Consider the following 15,297-nt stretch of genomic DNA (forward strand, 5'->3'; position numbering starts at 1 on the left):
CGCTCAGTCGGCGTGCGTGTCCGCGGCCTCGACCTCTTCGCGGGTGATGCCCAGCAGGTAGAGCACCGTGTCGAGGAAGGGCACGTTCACGGAGGTGTGGGCGGCCTCGCGGACGAGCGGCTTGGCGTTGAAGGCCACACCCAGCCCCGCCGCGTTCAGCATGTCCAGGTCGTTGGCGCCGTCACCGATGGCGACGGTCTGGACGAGCGGTACGCCGGCCTCCGCAGCGAATCGGCGCAGCAGCCGTGCCTTGCCCGCGCGGTCCACCACCTCGCCGATCACCCGGCCGGTCAGCTTTCCGTCCACGACCTCGAGGGTGTTCGCGGAGGCGAAGTCCAGGCCCAGCCGGTCCTTGAGGTCGTCCGTGATCTGGGTGAAGCCGCCGGAGACCACGCCGACTTGGTAGCCGAGCCGCTTCAGGGTGCGGATCAAGGTACGGGCGCCAGGGGTGAGCCGGACTTCTTCCCGCACCTTGTCGACCACCGACTCGTCGAGCCCCTCGAGCAGCGCCACGCGCGCGTGCAGCGACTGTTCGAAATCCAGCTCCCCGCGCATTGCGGCCGCGGTCACCTCCGCCACCTTCTCCTCGCAGCCGGCGTGCGCGGCGAAGAGTTCGATCACTTCGTCCTGGATCAGCGTCGAGTCCACATCCATCACGACCAGGCGCTGGGCGCGGCGCTGCAGCCCGGAGGAGATCACCGCGACATCGATGCCGGATGCTGCCGCCTCGGTCACGAGCGCGGTGCGCAGCGGCTCGGTCTCGGTGCCGGAGACCTCGAACTCCACGGCGGTCACGGGATACTTTGCGAGCCGGAAGATCCGGTCGATATTGCCGCCGGTGCCGGTGATGCTGGCCGCTATGGCCGCCGTCTGCTCGGCGGTCAGGGGGTGGCCCAGGACCGTGACATGGGAACGGCCGGTGCCGCGGGGGCGGTTGTCGCCCCGGCCGGAGATGATCTCCGCCTGGAGCTTCAGCGACTCGGCCCAGTTGTGCACCGTGGCCCGCAGCTCACCCTCGGTGACACCGTCCCCGGTGGGGACGGTGACCAGGGCGCAGAGCACTATCCGGCCGCGGGTGACGACCTGCTCGATGTCGACGACGTCGACGGAGTAGGCGGCGAGGGTGTCGAAGAGCCCGGCGGTGATGCCCGGGCGGTCCTTGCCGAAGATCTTGACGAGCAGGGTGGGGACGTCGTCACCGGGGACGGCGGTGGGGGGTGGGTTCTGCGATGCGCTCATGGTGTTCCCACCGTATATGTCGCCCCGACCGCTCCGCTCGCCGCGGTGGCCGCTCCGCGGCGGGGGCGCTTCGCGCGCGGGTGCGTTTGGGTGTCGGGGCCGGGGCCTCCGGGGTGGGGGTTCTGGACCGTATATTTACGGGCCGGCTCGGTTGTCGGTCGGGTGCGGGGTTGGTTCCTTGGCCGGCCCACAAATACACGTCAGCGTCCAGAACCCCCACCCGCCCCTGGCCTTCGGCATGGGGAACCCCAGCGCCACCCGTCCCCTCCTGCCGGTGGCCACGTGTCGACGCTCCAGCCGTTGGTGGCCCTCACGGCAGGCCACGGGTCTGCCGGTCTCGGGGGCCGTGGCCCTGAGGCCGCGGAGCGGCGAGGGTGACGCGCTGGGCCGTGGGTGCCTCAGCGTTGGCACCTACGGAAGCGGGTGGGCGGGTGGGAGACGCCCCCCGGCGCCGAAGGCCGGGTTAGTGCACAGGTCTGGTGGGGCCGTGGGGCGGGCTCGGATGAGTTGAGCGCGCACGGGGAGCTGGGGAGCACCCCTGGGGGCACCTCCCAGACGGAGTCTGGGGGAGGTAGCTGGGCCCGACTTTCGGTCGGGGGACTCAGCCTGGAATAGTTCGTCACGACGTTCGTAGACTCCCCGTTCCGGGTGTCATTCGGGGGACGACTAGTGGGGCATGGAGTGCCGGAACTCGTACTGGAATTGAACGGACGGACCTGGACGCTGGATCCGTCCAGGTCGTACACCGTCGGCCGTGATCCGCAGAATGGCCTCGTCGCCGAGGACGCCAGAGTGTCCTGGCGGCATGCCATCATCCGTTGGGGCGGCCGGAGTTGGGTCATCGAGGACCAGGGGAGCACCAACGGCACGTATATGCAGGGGCAGCGAGTCCACCACATGGAGATCGGCCCGGGCTCGACGGTGCACCTCGGCAACGCGACGGACGGCCCGCGGCTGAGCTTCTCCGGCGTCACCGCCCCGGCTGCGATGTCTGCACCCCAGCAGTCCCCTGCGGGCTGGGCCGCTCAGCCGCAGCAGGCGGGGGCGGGGTGGCAGCAACAGGCCCCGGCGGCGCAGGTGCCGCACCAGCGCGGCGGTGCGGGCGCGCCGCCGGTCTACGGTGACCGCAGTCCGACGACCTTTCACCAGATCGCCGTCGGCCGGGTCATGCGCATCGGGCGTGCGCTGGAGAACGAGCTCGTCGTCTCCGACCTCCAGGTATCGCGCCACCACGCCGAGTTCCGGGCGACGCCGGACCGCCGGTTCGAGATCGTCGACCTCGGCAGCCACAACGGCACGTACGTCAACGGCCAGCCGGTCCAGCGCCAGGTCATCGGTCCGAACGACATCGTCGGCGTCGGTCACTCCACCTTCCGGCTGGTGGGGGATCGGCTCGAGGAGTTCGTCGACACCGGTGAGGTCTCCTTCTCGGCCCGTCATCTGACGGTCACGGTGGACGGCGGCAAACAGATTCTGAAGGACGTGTCGTTCGGGGTTCCGGAGAAGTCGCTCATTGCGGTGATCGGTCCTTCCGGTTCGGGCAAGTCCACGCTGTTGCGGGCGCTGACCGGCTACCGGCCCGCGGACCAGGGCGATGTCCTCTATGACAACCGGAATCTGTACAAGCAGTTCGCCGAGCTGCGACAGCGCATCGGTCTGGTCCCGCAGGACGACATCCTGCACAAGGAGCTGACCGTTCGGACCGCGCTGAAGTACGCCGCCAAGCTCCGTTTCCCCGGCGACACCGCGGAGGCCGAGCGCGAGGCCCGGATCGACGAGGTGCTGCGCGAGCTCAAGCTCGACATCCACGAGGAGAAGAAGGTCACCTCCCTCTCCGGTGGCCAGCGCAAGCGGGTGTCGGTCGCCTTGGAGTTGTTGACCAAGCCGTCGCTGATCTTTCTGGACGAGCCGACCTCGGGTCTGGACCCGGGCATGGACCGGGACGTCATGCAGCTGCTGCGCGGCCTGGCCGACGACGGACGCACGGTGCTCGTCGTCACCCACTCCGTCGCCGAGCTGGCGCTCTGCGACAAGCTGCTGGTGATGGCGCCGGGGGGCTCGGTGGCGTACTTCGGCCCGCCGGAGGAGGCGCTCAACTTCTTCGGCTATCAGACCTGGGCGGATGTCTTCTCGGCTTTCGAGAACTACCGCGACTACGACTGGGCCGGCCGCTGGCGCGGCTCCCAGCACTACCAGATGTACGCGGCGGACATCGACGCCGTCGCCCCGCAGTCCGTCCATGTGCTTCCCGCGACGACCCGGCCGCCGAAGCCGCAGAGCTGGGGCGCCCAGCTGTGGACGCTGATCCGGCGGTATGTGTCGGTGATCGCCTCGGACAAGGGCTTCATGGGGCTGATGGTGATCCTGCCGGCCGTCCTCGGCGCGGTCAGCTGTGTGATCCCGGCCGAGTTCGGCCTGGCCCCACCGCCCCCGACCAGCAAGGCGCGGTTCAACCAGGACGCCGGAACGATCATGCTGATTCTCGCGGTCGGCATGTGCTTCTCGGGCGCCGCCAACTCCGTACGAGAGTTGATCAAGGAACGGGTGATCTACGAGCGGGAGCGCGCCACCGGCCTGTCCCGCTCCGCGTACCTGATGTCGAAGGTGATCGTCCTCGGCCTGATCACGGCGATTCAGGGCATCATCATCTGCGCCATCGGCTTCTCGGTCCGCGAACTGCCCGAAGAAGGGCTGATCATGGCTCCGGCAGCGGAGGTCTGCCTGGTGATCATCGCTCTGGGCTTCACCTCGATGATGTTCGGCCTGGTCATCTCCTCGCTGGTGAAGACCGCCGAGAAGACCATGCCGCTGCTGGTGATGTTCGCCATCGTCCAGGTCGTGTTCACCGGTGTGCTCTTCCAGGTGTTCGGCGCCCCGGGCATCGAGCAGTTCGCCTGGCTGATGCCCTCCCGCTGGGCGATAGGCGCGGCCGGCGCGACCCTGGACCTTTCGCACACCATGGCGCCCTGGGACGCCAAGAAACCGACCGACCTCGACCCGCTGTGGGAACACAGCGTCGGGCAGTGGAGCATCGACATGTTGGCGCTGATCCTGCTGGGCGTCGCATGCGGCGTAGCGGTCGCACGGCTGCTGCGGCGGCATGAGCCGGAGGTCATGCGCAAGTGATCACGCGACAAGGGCGGCGGCACCCCTGAGGGTGCCGCCGCCCTTGTGGTGCTGGGGGCGGATCAGTACGCGGAGTTCACGTTGTCTATCGAGCCGTAGCGGTCCGCGGCGTAGTTGCACGCGGCGGTGATGTTGGCCACCGGGTCGTACTGGTCCCAGGGCGTGCCCGAGACGTGGTAGGCGTCGAAGGTCGGCTTGATCACCTGGAGCAGGCCCTTCGACGGCACACCGTTCTGGGCGTTGACGTCCCAGTTGTTGATGGCACGGGGGTTACCGCCGGACTCCCGCATGACGTTGCGGTGGATGCCCTGGTAGGAGCCCGGGATGCCGTGCTGCTTCATGATGGCCAGCGACTCGCGGATCCAGCCGTCGAGGTTGTTCGGGTACGCGGGCGCGACCGGCTTGCGGGCCTGCGCACGGCTCGCGGCCTCCTTGGCGGCGCGCTCCTTCTGGGCCTTGGCGTACGCGGCCTTCTTCTGGGCCATGTCTGTGGCGGCCTTCCGCTGGCGCGCCTCGGCCTCGGCCTCGGCCTTCTTCTTGGCCTCTGCGGCCTTCTTCGCGGCCTGCGCGGACTGCTCGGTCAGGCTCTCCTTCTGGAGCTTGCCGGAAGGCTCGGTGACCGGATTCGCAGAGAGCGCCTTGGCGGCCGGCGGCGCCTGCTCGGCCGCGAAACCGGGAACGACCGCGAAAGCCAGGGCCGCGACTCCTGTGGCGGCGATACCGGCCGCAGAGAGCTTGTGGGCCGTGGTCGGGCGGCGATAACCGGAAAACGTGGGGACGGGCATGCGGGTGGTTCCAATCGCTCGGTGCCGCAGAGCCGGGGCGGTCACGGCATGCGAGGGTCCCCAGTCGGGGAGTCGCCGTTCCGGCAGAAAGCGCCGCCTCGATCTGCGGCGCCTTGCGACGGAGATGATTCTTAACGGCAGCAAAACTTTGTGGCAAAGGTGTGACGTACTACCCCAGATCGTGGAAGCAGGGGCCGGAAAGGCCCGTCCACGCGCCTTTCGTCCCCGGTCAACGGTCTTAACGGATCCACTACGGGGACTCGTAAGTGATATAAGTCCTGTGCGCGGGCTCACACTGGGTGGGGCGCGGTCTCACCCCGCGGATTCGCTGTGGCACACAACGTGAAGGCCTGAAATGAGGCGCTGACCAGGGCAAATGCTAGAAATAGGGATAGAAAGCGACAGTTCGGTCATCACTCGCGGCCCCGGAGAGGTCTCCGACCTAGGGCCGTAGACCTGTGCCGGACCCTCCGATGGCCGGATACGCCCAGGTCACACCGCCGGTACGGTGAGAGCATGACCACCGGCCCCGTACCCCAGTCGGGACTCGCCGCGGTGAGCGCCGCGCTGCTCGCCATGAGCCGGCACCTCGAGGTGCGCGAAGTGCTCCAGAAGATCGTGACGTCCGCTCGCGAGCTGCTGGACGCCGAGTACGCCGCCCTCGGCGTACCGGACGACCACGGCGGCTTCGCCCAGTTCGTCGTCGACGGGGTGACCGACGAGCAGTGGAAGGCCATCGGCCCGCTGCCCCGCCAGCACGGCATCCTCGCGGCCATGCTCCAGGAGGCCACGCCGCAACGGCTCGGCGACGTCCGCAAGGACCCGCGCTTCGAAGGCTGGCCCAGCGCTCACCCCGAACTGTCCGATTTCATCGGCCTGCCGGTGGCCGACGGGGACGAGGTCCTCGCCGCCCTCTTCCTCGCGAACAAGAAGTGCCCGCACCCCGAGGGCAGCTGCGGCTTCACGGAGCAGGACGAGGCGCTGCTCGGCATCCTCGCCCAGCACGCCGCCATCGCCCTGACCAATGCGCGGCTGTACGAGCGCAGCCGCGAACTGACCATCGCGGGCGAGCGGGCCCGGCTCGCGCACGAACTGCACGACGCCGTCGCACAGAAGCTCTTCTCGCTCCGGCTCACGGCCCAGGCCGCGGCCGCCCTGATCGACCGCGACCCCGTCCGGGCCAAGGGCGAGCTGCAGCAGGTCGCCGGGCTCGCCGCCGAAGCGGCCGACGAGCTGCGCGCCGCCGTGGTGGAGCTGCGCCCGGCGGCCCTGGACGAGGACGGCCTCGTCGCCACCCTGCGCACCCAGATACAGGTCCTGGACCGCGCCCACACCGCCCGGGTCACCTTCGCCGCCCGGCACGTACGAGCACTGCCCGCCGCTCAGGAGGAGGCGGTGTTGCGGGTCGCCCAGGAGGCCCTGCACAACGCCCTGCGCCACTCCGGCGCCGCGAACGTCGACGTGTCCCTCACCCGGAGCGGCCCGGGCACGGTGCTCAGGGTGGCGGACGACGGCCAGGGCTTCGACCCGTCCGCGGTGCGCCGGGCCGGCCGCCATCTCGGTCTGGTGTCCATGCGCGACCGGGCGAGCGGCGTCGGCGGCAGTCTCACGGTGGAGTCGGTGTCCGGCGAGGGCACCGTGATCGAGATGGAGGTGCCCGGTGGCTGAGCCCGGCCGCAGCATTCGCGTGCTGCTCGTCGACGACCACCAGGTCGTACGGCGTGGCCTGCGGACGTTCCTCGAGGTGCAGGACGACATCGAGGTGGTGGGGGAGGCGGCGGACGGCGCGGAGGCGGTAGCGCGCACCGAGGAACTGCGGCCCGATGTGGTCCTGATGGACGTCAAGATGCCCGGCACCGACGGCATCGAGGCCCTGCGCAAGCTCCGGTCGCTCGACCATCCGGCCAAGGTGCTGATCGTGACCAGCTTCACCGAGCAGCGCACCGCCGTGCCCGCTCTGCGCGCGGGTGCCGCGGGATACCTCTACAAAGACGTCGACCCGGACGCCCTGGCCGGCGCCATCCGCTCCGTGCACGCCGGGCACGTACTCCTTCAGCCCGAGGTGGCGGGCGCGCTGCTCTCCCAGGAGGAGGCGCCCGGCGCACAGGGGCGTGGGGCCGCGCTGACCGAGCGGGAGAAGGAGGTACTCGCCCTGATCGCCGACGGCCGCTCGAACCGGGAGATCGCCCGCGCTCTGGTGCTATCCGAGAAGACCGTCAAGACGCACGTCTCCAACATCCTGATGAAGCTGGACCTCGCGGACCGCACGCAGGCGGCGCTGTGGGCCGTACGGCACGGCGCGAGCGAATAATCCGACCGTCTCCTTTGCGGGCTGAGATTCATACTGTCGGGTGGATGTCACCCATGTGGCGCATCCTGAACGGCGGTCGGCCGTTCTCCATGGCGTGCTGCGGCAATTGGCCGCGGCAATCGCTAGGAGGATCAAGAGAAGTGAAGAACCTGAAGAAGGCCGCTGCCGTCACCATGATCGCCGGAGGCATCGTCGCCGCGGGTGCCGGCGTCGCCTCCGCCACCACCGGTGGGCACACGGGGGGCCAGGCCGTGCAGTCGCCGGGCGTCGTGTCGGGCAACGTGATCCAGGCTCCGGTTCACGTGCCGATCAACGCCTGCGGCAACACCGTGAGCGTCGTCGGGCTGCTCAACCCCGCCTTCGGAAACAACTGCGTCAACCGCTGATCCGCCCCGGCCTGTCGAGCCGCGCCGCCCGGCCCTCGAGGATGCTCTCCTCGAGGGCCGGCTCCGTGTCCGGACCTGCCGGCGCCTGCGCGCGCGGAGGCGCTCAGTGGCGCTCCCGCTCCTCCACATACGCGTTGTACGCCGCCACCTGCGCCCGCCGCGCCGTCCGCTCCAGCGGCCGCAGCGCCTCCGCCCGGGCCGCGATCTCCGAGGCGCTCACCGCGCTCCCGTGCTCGCTCCCGTCGCCACCGCCCCGCGGCCCGTACGCGATGGCGATCAGTGCGCCAACCCGCTGTGCCAACTCCAGCACCCGCGCCGCGCGGGGCGGATAGCCCGGCGCGAGCACCTCTCGACGCTCCTCGGCACGCGCCCGGTACGCCTCGAGCGCCGCCTGCGCCACCGGTCCGGAACCGGCCACATCCAGCCGGGACAGCAGCTCGGTCGCCGCGCGCAGTGCCTCCGCCAGCTCCCGCTCCGCCTCCCCCAACGACGGCACATCCGCAGGCGGCGCGTCCCGTACGGGCAGGCAGTGCCACACCACCTCGATGTGCTGATCACCGTCAGGCCCGGCCTCGTACACCTCCGGTACGAACCCCAGCGAGTGTCCGCCCGCAGCGATCACCGCCTCCTCGGCGGCCATCGCCCGTGTGTTGAAGTCCGGCGGCCCGCTCAGTCCCAGCGGATGCCCCGGCGCCGGCAGTGCCACCCGCAGCCCGGTCACACCGAACGCCCGCAGCCGCCCCAGTCCCAGGCTGAGCCCCACCGGCCCGGACTCGTCCGGCAGGCCGTCGATCCGGTGCAGCGCGTCCTCGCCGACGATGCGCTGCACCGCCTCATCGGGGGAGATGAGTCCGGCAATGAGAGCATTCCCCCAGGCGGCCAGCCGCCCCGAGCGAGGTTCCGTGAGCATGGGACCAGCCTAAGGACTGGCCTCGCCGACCGGTGGCGTAGGTTTTCCCTGGCGGCTGCGCCCGACAGGCGCACTCGAGGTCCGAGATTGCATGGGAGACAACGCGCTCATGAGCGATGTACTGGAGCTGGTGGACGTATCCGTGGTCCGCGAGGGCCGGGCTCTGGTGGACCAGGTCTCCTGGTCGGTCGCCGAGGGAGAGCGCTGGATCATCCTGGGCCCCAACGGCGCCGGCAAGACCACGCTGCTCAACGTGGCCTCCAGCTATCTCTTCCCGACCAGCGGCACCGCCCAGATCCTCGGCGAGAAGCTCGGCAGCGTGGACGTCTTCGAGCTCCGCCCGCGCATCGGCGTGGCCGGCATCGCCATGGCGGACAAGCTGCCCCGCCGCCAGACCGTCCTGCAGACGGTGCTCACCGCCGCGTACGGCATGACCGCGCACTGGCACGAGAACTACGAGGCCGTCGACGAGGAACGGGCCCGCGCCTTCCTCGACCGCCTCGGTATGAGCGACTACCTGGACCGCAAGTTCGGCACCCTCTCCGAGGGCGAGCGGAAGCGCACCCTGATCGCCCGCGCGATGATGACCGACCCCGAGCTGCTGCTGCTCGACGAGCCTGCGGCCGGCCTGGACCTCGGCGGCCGGGAGGACCTCGTACGCCGCCTGGGCCGGCTCGCCCGCGACCCGTACGCGCCCTCCATGATCATGGTGACGCACCACGTCGAGGAGATCGCCCCGGGTTTCACCCATGTGTTGATGATCCGTCAGGGCAAGGTGCTCGCGGCCGGTCCCGTCGAGACGACGCTCAACTCCCGCAATCTCTCGCGCTGCTTCGGCCTCCCGCTCGTCGTGGAGCGGAACGGCGACCGCTGGACCGCCCAGGGCCTGCCACTGACCTGATCTTCCTCCGGTCCGGTCCCCGCGACCACTGTCCGCGATGAGGTCACCACGCCTACCATGAGCCCGTGGATGCATGGGTGTGGTGGCTGATTGCCGCCGTGGGGTTGGGGATTCCTCTCGTACTGACTGCGATGCCCGAATTCGGGATGTTCGCCGTGGGGGCCGTCGCGGCCGCCGTCGCCGACGTCCTCGGCGGTGGCAAGGTGGTTCAGGTGCTGGTCTTCGCCGTTGTCTCCGTCGCGCTGATAGCCGTGGTGCGCCCGATCGCCGCCCGGCACCGCAACCAGCGGCCGCAACTGGCCAGCGGGATCGACGCGTTGCGCGGGCGGCAGGCCGTGGTCCTCGAACGGGTCGACGCGAACGGCGGTCGCATCAAACTCGCGGGGGAGATCTGGTCCGCCCGTACACTCGACGCCGACCAAGTGTGTGAAGTGGGCCAGCAGGTCGACATCGTGGAGATCGATGGGGCGACGGCCGTCGTCATGTGAGAGCGCGTCAGCCTGTGGGAACCCGTCACACGACGGGTAGCCCTCTGACAGACTGATCATCAAGCAACCGAAGGGGTACGGGGAGCATCCATGGAACCGATCATCATCGTCCTGATCATCCTGGTGGTGCTCGTCTTCATCGCACTCATGAAGACGGTGCAGGTCATCCCGCAGGCCAGCGCCGCCATCGTGGAGCGCTTCGGCCGTTACACCCGCACCCTCAACGCAGGCCTCAACATCGTCGTCCCGTTCATCGACTCGATCCGCAACCGCATCGACCTCCGCGAGCAGGTCGTGCCCTTCCCGCCCCAACCGGTGATCACCCAGGACAACCTGGTCGTCAACATCGACACCGTCATCTACTACCAGGTCACCGACGCCCGGGCCGCCACGTACGAAGTCGCCAGCTACATCCAGGCGATCGAGCAGCTCACGGTCACCACCCTCCGCAACATCATCGGCGGCATGGACCTCGAGCGGACCCTCACCTCCCGCGAAGAGATCAACGCCGCGCTCCGCGGAGTCCTCGACGAAGCCACCGGCAAGTGGGGCATCCGCGTCAACCGCGTCGAGCTCAAGGCCATCGAGCCGCCCACCTCCATCCAGGACTCGATGGAGAAGCAGATGCGCGCCGACCGTGACAAGCGCGCCGCAATCCTCACCGCGGAGGGCATCCGGCAGTCCGCCATCCTCACCGCCGAAGGTGAGAAGCAGTCTGCGATCCTGAAGGCCGAAGGTGAGGCCAAGGCCGCCGCCCTGCGTGCCGAGGGCGAGGCACAGGCCATCCGTACGGTCTTCGAGTCCATCCATGCCGGGGACCCGGACCAGAAGCTGCTCTCCTACCAGTACCTCCAGATGCTGCCGAAGATCGCCGAGGGTGACGCCAACAAGCTCTGGATCGTGCCCAGCGAGATCGGTGACGCGCTCAAGGGGCTCAGCGGAGCCATCGGCAACTTCGGCCCCATGGCGGGTGGCGGCTCACCCTCCTCGGCGCCCAAGCCCCCCGCCCCGCGCCGCGAGCAGCCCCCGCTCGACTGATCCGCCCTTCCGTCCGGCATGATCGATGCAGCAGGCATCGATCATCAGAGGAAGGCGGACCGTGGGCATCTGGGAGGCACTGGCCGTCTTCGGGGCGGGCATCGCAGCCGGCACCATCAACACCGTGGTCGGCTCCGGCACCCTGATCACGTTCCCCGTGCTGCTCGCCGTCGGCCTGCCGCCGATCACGGCGAATGTCTCCAACACCCTGGGTCTCGTCCCCGGCTCCATCAGCGGCGCCATCGGCTACCGCCGCGAGCTGACCGGCCAGCGCGGCCGCATCATCCGATTCGGGACCACTGCCCTCGTCGGGGGACTCGCGGGCGCCGCCCTCCTGATCGTCCTGCCGTCGGAGGCCTTCGACACGATCGTGCCCGCCCTGATCGGCCTGGCGCTCGTCCTGGTCGTCCTGCAGCCGCGGCTGGCACGCGCAGTCCAGCGCCACCGCGAGGAGAACGGCACCGACGCCCACCCCGACGGCGGCCCCGTACTCCATGCCGGCCTGCTCCTGACCAGCGCGTACGGCGGGTACTTCGGTGCAGCCCAGGGCGTTCTCTATCTCTCCCTCATGGGCTTGCTACTCCACGAAGACCTGCAGCGCATCAACGCGGTGAAGAACGTCCTCGCTGCCATCGTTAACGGGGTCGCCGCGCTGTTCTTCCTCTTCGTCGCCGACTTCGACTGGATCGCCGTCCTGCTCATCGCCGTCGGCGCCACGCTCGGCGGCCAGATCGGGGCGACCGTCGGCAGACGACTTCCGGCCAATGCCCTGCGGGCCGTCATCGTGGCGGTTGGCACAGCGGCCATCGTCCGGCTGCTCCTCTGAGGAGCAGCCGGACGACCCCGATCAGCCCGCTCCGGCCGGACTCAGGCCGGCAGCGCCAGCCATTCCGGCAGGGAGTACCCCCTGCCGGAGGCCGTGGACGACTCCCGGTGCCGGACTCCCACCGCCAGCAGCAGGGCGTCCGCGGGGGTCGGCTCGAACGGCTTGCTGAGCAGCCGCATCCCCGCTTGCTCCGGCGTACGGTCCGCCTTCCGGTGGTTGTCCTCGGCGCACGAGGCGACCGTATTCAGCCAGGTGTCCCCGCCGCCGCGCGAACGCGGCACTACGTGGTCCACGGTCGTGGCACGGCGCCCGCAGTACGCGCAGCGGTGCCGGTCTCGTACGAGTACCCCTCGCCGCGACCACGGCGCCTGTCTTCGGAACGGCACCTTGATGTACCGGCAGAGCCTGATCACCTGGGGCACCGGCACATCGATCGCGGCCGCACGGATGCGCAGTCCGGGGTGGGCCTGCTCGACGACGGCCTTCTCCTGCATCACCAGCACCACCGCACGCCGCAGTGACACCGTCGACAGCGGCTCGAAGCTCGCATTGAGCACCAGTGTCTCGCGCATGCCGGCCCACCTCTCCCGCCCGTCGTGACCTTGCCGCTCCCCGGCGTGGCCCCCCGCCCCCGTGGCGGGTCCGGATCAACTCTGGCCGGGCCTCAGGGTCTGGACAACGCAATTTCCTGTACGGCGAGGGACGCGGGGGTGAGGACGTGAAAACCTTCGGCCCCGCCACCTGGGGTGGCGGGGCCGAAGGTCATGTCCGGGAGATGTCAGCTCGCGGCGTACTCGCCGATCAGCTGCGCACGCGCGAGCGTGTGGAACCGTAGGTTGAAGCCCACGACGGCGGGCGAGACGTCCCCGTCCAGGCCCAGCTTCTCCTTGTCCACTGCGTACACCGTGAAGACGTACCGATGGGCGGGGTCCCCCTTCGGCGGAGCCGCCCCGCCGAAGTCCCGGGTCCCGTAGTCGTTCCGTACGTGCACCGCCCCCTCGGGCAGTCCCTCGAACTTGCCGCTGCCGGCCCCCGTGGGCAGCTCCGTAACCGTGGCCGGGATGTCGAACAGCACCCAGTGCCAGAATCCGCTCCCGGTCGGCGCGTCCGGGTCGAAGCACGTCACCGCGAAGCTCTCGGTCCCAGGGGGAAAGCCGCCCCACCGGAGGTGCGGTGAGGTGTTGCCGCCCTGCAGCACCTGGGCATCCGCCAGCTCGGCTCCATGCTCCACGTCATCGCTCATTACCGTGAACGACGGCACCTCCGGATGGAAGTCGTGGGGAAGGGGTGGCCTCTTGCGCTCGGTCACGTCGAAACCTCCTGTGACGGATGGTCCGGATGGATCGTCTGATCTCTGCGGCTCCGAGCCTAGAACCAGTTGCGGCGTCCGCCGACCTCGGCAAGCCACTGGTTGAGATATGCGGCCCAGTCGGTCTCGTGGAAGGACTGGAGGTTGACAGTGAACGCGCGGTACGAGTCGCTGCCCTCGGTGAACAGGCCCGGCTTCTTGTCCATCTCGAGAATGACGTCCATCTCCCGGTCGTCCGCGACGAAGGTCAGCTCGACCATGTTGAGCCCTCGGTACTGCTGCGGGGCGTAGAACTCGATCTCCTGGTAGAAGGGCAGCCGCTGTCGCGTGCCGCGAATGTGCCCGCGCTCCAGATCCGCGCTCTTGAAGCGGAAGCCCAGGTTCCCGAATGCGTCCAGAATCGCCTGCTGGGCCGGCAGCGGGTGCACATTGACCGGGTCGAGGTCGCCCGAGTCCACCGCCCGCGCGATCTCCAGCTCCGTCGTCACGCCCACGTTCATCCCCGTCAGATGACGGCCGAGGAACATCGTGACCGGCGTCTCCCAGGGAATCTCCAGCCCGAACGGCACCGCGTGCACCGCACCCGGCTGCACCTCGAAGGCCCCGCTGAGCCGCTTCTTGGTGAACTCGACATCCTGCTTGACCTCGTGGTCGCCGCCCTCGATCTCGACCCGCGCCTGCAGTCCGACGGACAGTCCCTCGATCTGCTGCGGAACGGAACCGCCCTGAATCCGCACCTCCCCCTGAACCACCCCGCCGGGCACGACATTCGCCTCGGTGAGCACCGTCTCGACGGACGCGCCACCGGCACCCAAGCTCGCGAGCAGCTTCTTGAAGCCCATGTTCTTCCTCCCCGGGCCGAACCCGTGTCTGGCCTTGATCGCTCCTGCCCCTACATACGCGGAACGGCACCTGACGGTTCCGCGCCTTCACCCTGGCAAGGGGGCGGTCGCGGGACCACCCGCCGGTCTGTACCCCTTGCACTACGCTCGGAGCGCATGCCGAACCGTACGCCGCTGACCCGCGACTTCTTCGACCGGCCCGTCCTTGAGGTCGCGCCGGACCTCCTGGGGTGCACGCTCGTCCGTAGGACACCTGACGGTCCGATCGCACTGCGGCTGACGGAGGTCGAGGCGTACGACGGTCCCACCGACCCCGGCTCCCATGCGTACCGCGGCCGCACCGAGCGAAACGCCTCGATGTTCGGCCCGCCGGGGCACGCGTACGTCTACTTCATCTACGGCATGTGGTTCGCCCTGAACCTGGTGTGCGGACCGGTGGGCAGCGCCAGCGCCGTGCTGGTCCGAGCGGGTGAGATCACGGCGGGCGGTGAGCTGGCGTACAAACGTCGTCCCACGGCGCGCAAGGAGAACGAACTGGCGAAGGGGCCGGCACGCCTGGCGACGGCACTGGGCATCGACCGAACGCTGAACGGGATTGACATCTGCGCAGGTCCGGGGGCCCCGCTCAGCGTTCTCGAGGGCGGGTCAACGGATGGCGGGAAGATCTGCAGCGGTCCGCGCACGGGCGTCAGCGGTGACGGAGCCGTCCACCCTTGGCGGTTCTGGATCGACGGTGACCCGACGGTCAGCCCGTATCGCGCTCACGCCCCTCGTCGCCGTCGGCAGAGCGGTACTTGACTCTCAGTCCGCGACCGCATAACGTAGCCCAAGCCGCTTGAACGGGCAGCGCTGTAGGCAAGGCCGGAGGCCGCCTCCAACCACCCGCAAGCGGCATAGCCATCCCTACGAGGAAGTCCCGAAACCGGGTCGATTTCGGCGTGCCGAAATTCGACCTGAAAAGGCTCGATTATGAGCTGGGCGGGAAATCCGGTACGGTTGGAATCACCGAAAGGGAAGCGCCTGGAGGGCCCGGTGGCGGGTCTGAAGGAAGCGTCCGTTCCTTGAGAACTCAACAGCGTGCCAAAAGTCAACGCCAGATATGTTGATACCCCGTCTCTTTCGGGAGATGAGGTTCC

General features: G+C 69.2%; 15 protein-coding genes. 9 read left to right on the forward strand and 6 right to left on the reverse strand.

The window, feature by feature from the left end; genetic code table 11:
- Nucleotides 1-3: 3 nt before the first annotated feature.
- On the reverse strand, nt 4-1,239 hold the full coding sequence (gene serB, locus ACTWQI_RS11065) for a phosphoserine phosphatase SerB (protein ID WP_443269614.1): 1,236 nt from the start codon (nt 1,237-1,239) through the stop codon (nt 4-6).
- 669 nt (nt 1,240-1,908) lie between these two features.
- Between serB and ACTWQI_RS11070 the strand changes: the two genes are divergently transcribed.
- Nucleotides 1,909-4,365 carry an FHA domain-containing protein gene (locus ACTWQI_RS11070; RefSeq protein WP_443269615.1) on the forward strand — a complete coding sequence of 819 codons (2,457 nt, stop codon included), beginning with the start codon at nt 1,909-1,911 and terminating at the stop codon, nt 4,363-4,365.
- Between the two features lie 62 nt (nt 4,366-4,427).
- Here the strand turns inward: ACTWQI_RS11070 and ACTWQI_RS11075 are convergent, their stop codons facing one another.
- On the reverse strand, nt 4,428-5,150 hold the full coding sequence (locus tag ACTWQI_RS11075; RefSeq protein WP_443269616.1) for a transglycosylase SLT domain-containing protein: 723 nt from the start codon (nt 5,148-5,150) through the stop codon (nt 4,428-4,430).
- 516 nt (nt 5,151-5,666) lie between these two features.
- Between ACTWQI_RS11075 and ACTWQI_RS11080 the strand changes: the two genes are divergently transcribed.
- The 3 genes from ACTWQI_RS11080 to ACTWQI_RS11090 all read left to right on the forward strand — a co-directional run bounded on the left by ACTWQI_RS11080 (nt 5,667) and on the right by ACTWQI_RS11090 (nt 7,847).
- Nucleotides 5,667-6,818: a GAF domain-containing sensor histidine kinase gene (locus ACTWQI_RS11080; RefSeq protein WP_443269617.1), complete on the forward strand. Its 1,152-nt coding sequence runs from the start codon at nt 5,667-5,669 to the stop codon at nt 6,816-6,818.
- Entirely contained in the window at nt 6,811-7,461 is a 651-nt protein-coding gene (locus tag ACTWQI_RS11085; protein WP_443269618.1) for a response regulator, read from the forward strand. The genes ACTWQI_RS11080 and ACTWQI_RS11085 overlap by 8 nt, the downstream gene beginning before the upstream one ends.
- 140 nt (nt 7,462-7,601) lie before the next feature.
- The gene (locus ACTWQI_RS11090; protein ID WP_443269619.1) at nt 7,602-7,847 is read left to right on the forward strand and encodes a chaplin; all 246 of its coding nucleotides are present in this window, start codon (nt 7,602-7,604) and stop codon (nt 7,845-7,847) included.
- A 103-nt stretch (nt 7,848-7,950) separates the two neighbouring features.
- Here ACTWQI_RS11090 and ACTWQI_RS11095 read toward each other — a convergent pair whose 3' ends face one another.
- A complete protein-coding gene (locus ACTWQI_RS11095) occupies nt 7,951-8,757 on the reverse strand; it encodes a hypothetical protein (RefSeq protein ID WP_443269620.1) in 807 nt (268 codons plus the stop codon).
- A gap of 109 nt (nt 8,758-8,866) precedes the next feature.
- Between ACTWQI_RS11095 and ACTWQI_RS11100 the strand changes: the two genes are divergently transcribed.
- The 4 genes from ACTWQI_RS11100 (at nt 8,867) to ACTWQI_RS11115 (ending at nt 12,010) form a co-directional block, all read left to right on the forward strand.
- Nucleotides 8,867-9,658: an ABC transporter ATP-binding protein gene (locus tag ACTWQI_RS11100; protein WP_443269621.1), complete on the forward strand. Its 792-nt coding sequence runs from the start codon at nt 8,867-8,869 to the stop codon at nt 9,656-9,658.
- 65 nt (nt 9,659-9,723) lie between these two features.
- Nucleotides 9,724-10,146 carry an NfeD family protein gene (locus ACTWQI_RS11105; RefSeq protein WP_443269622.1) on the forward strand — a complete coding sequence of 141 codons (423 nt, stop codon included), beginning with the start codon at nt 9,724-9,726 and terminating at the stop codon, nt 10,144-10,146.
- 90 nt (nt 10,147-10,236) lie between these two features.
- Nucleotides 10,237-11,184: an SPFH domain-containing protein gene (locus tag ACTWQI_RS11110; protein ID WP_443269623.1), complete on the forward strand. Its 948-nt coding sequence runs from the start codon at nt 10,237-10,239 to the stop codon at nt 11,182-11,184.
- A 25-nt stretch (nt 11,185-11,209) separates the two neighbouring features.
- Nucleotides 11,210-12,010: a sulfite exporter TauE/SafE family protein gene (locus ACTWQI_RS11115; protein WP_443269624.1), complete on the forward strand. Its 801-nt coding sequence runs from the start codon at nt 11,210-11,212 to the stop codon at nt 12,008-12,010.
- A 41-nt stretch (nt 12,011-12,051) separates the two neighbouring features.
- On the opposite strand, the gene ACTWQI_RS11120 is transcribed toward ACTWQI_RS11115, so the two are convergent.
- The 3 genes from ACTWQI_RS11120 to ACTWQI_RS11130 form a co-directional block, all read right to left on the reverse strand.
- Entirely contained in the window at nt 12,052-12,582 is a 531-nt protein-coding gene (locus ACTWQI_RS11120) for an HNH endonuclease (protein WP_443269625.1), read from the reverse strand.
- A 206-nt stretch (nt 12,583-12,788) separates the two neighbouring features.
- Nucleotides 12,789-13,319 (reverse strand): YbhB/YbcL family Raf kinase inhibitor-like protein, encoded by a 531-nt coding sequence (locus ACTWQI_RS11125; RefSeq protein WP_443269626.1) that lies wholly within the window; start codon nt 13,317-13,319, stop codon nt 12,789-12,791.
- A 59-nt stretch (nt 13,320-13,378) separates the two neighbouring features.
- Nucleotides 13,379-14,161 (reverse strand): sporulation protein, encoded by a 783-nt coding sequence (locus ACTWQI_RS11130; RefSeq protein ID WP_443269627.1) that lies wholly within the window; start codon nt 14,159-14,161, stop codon nt 13,379-13,381.
- 156 nt (nt 14,162-14,317) lie between these two features.
- Between ACTWQI_RS11130 and ACTWQI_RS11135 the strand changes: the two genes are divergently transcribed.
- On the forward strand, nt 14,318-14,959 hold the full coding sequence (locus ACTWQI_RS11135) for a DNA-3-methyladenine glycosylase (RefSeq protein ID WP_443269628.1): 642 nt from the start codon (nt 14,318-14,320) through the stop codon (nt 14,957-14,959).
- Nucleotides 14,960-15,297 lie beyond the last annotated feature (338 nt).

It is taken from the genome of Streptomyces sp. KR80, assembly GCF_052245555.1.
Lineage (GTDB): Bacteria > Actinomycetota > Actinomycetes > Streptomycetales > Streptomycetaceae > Streptomyces.

Excerpts from the sequence above, each read along its gene's own strand:
- serB (WP_443269614.1), bottom strand. The coding sequence starts at position 1,239 with ATGAGCGCATCGCAGAACCCACCCCCCACCGCCGTCCCCGGTGACGAC.
- ACTWQI_RS11075 (WP_443269616.1), bottom strand. The coding sequence starts at position 5,150 with ATGCCCGTCCCCACGTTTTCCGGTTATCGCCGCCCGACCACGGCCCAC.
- ACTWQI_RS11080 (WP_443269617.1), top strand. The coding sequence starts at position 5,667 with ATGACCACCGGCCCCGTACCCCAGTCGGGACTCGCCGCGGTGAGCGCC.
- ACTWQI_RS11095 (WP_443269620.1), bottom strand. The coding sequence starts at position 8,757 with ATGCTCACGGAACCTCGCTCGGGGCGGCTGGCCGCCTGGGGGAATGCT.
- ACTWQI_RS11100 (WP_443269621.1), top strand. The coding sequence starts at position 8,867 with ATGAGCGATGTACTGGAGCTGGTGGACGTATCCGTGGTCCGCGAGGGC.
- ACTWQI_RS11110 (WP_443269623.1), top strand. The coding sequence starts at position 10,237 with ATGGAACCGATCATCATCGTCCTGATCATCCTGGTGGTGCTCGTCTTC.
- ACTWQI_RS11115 (WP_443269624.1), top strand. The coding sequence starts at position 11,210 with ATGCAGCAGGCATCGATCATCAGAGGAAGGCGGACCGTGGGCATCTGG.
- ACTWQI_RS11120 (WP_443269625.1), bottom strand. The coding sequence starts at position 12,582 with ATGCGCGAGACACTGGTGCTCAATGCGAGCTTCGAGCCGCTGTCGACG.
- ACTWQI_RS11130 (WP_443269627.1), bottom strand. The coding sequence starts at position 14,161 with ATGGGCTTCAAGAAGCTGCTCGCGAGCTTGGGTGCCGGTGGCGCGTCC.
- ACTWQI_RS11135 (WP_443269628.1), top strand. The coding sequence starts at position 14,318 with ATGCCGAACCGTACGCCGCTGACCCGCGACTTCTTCGACCGGCCCGTC.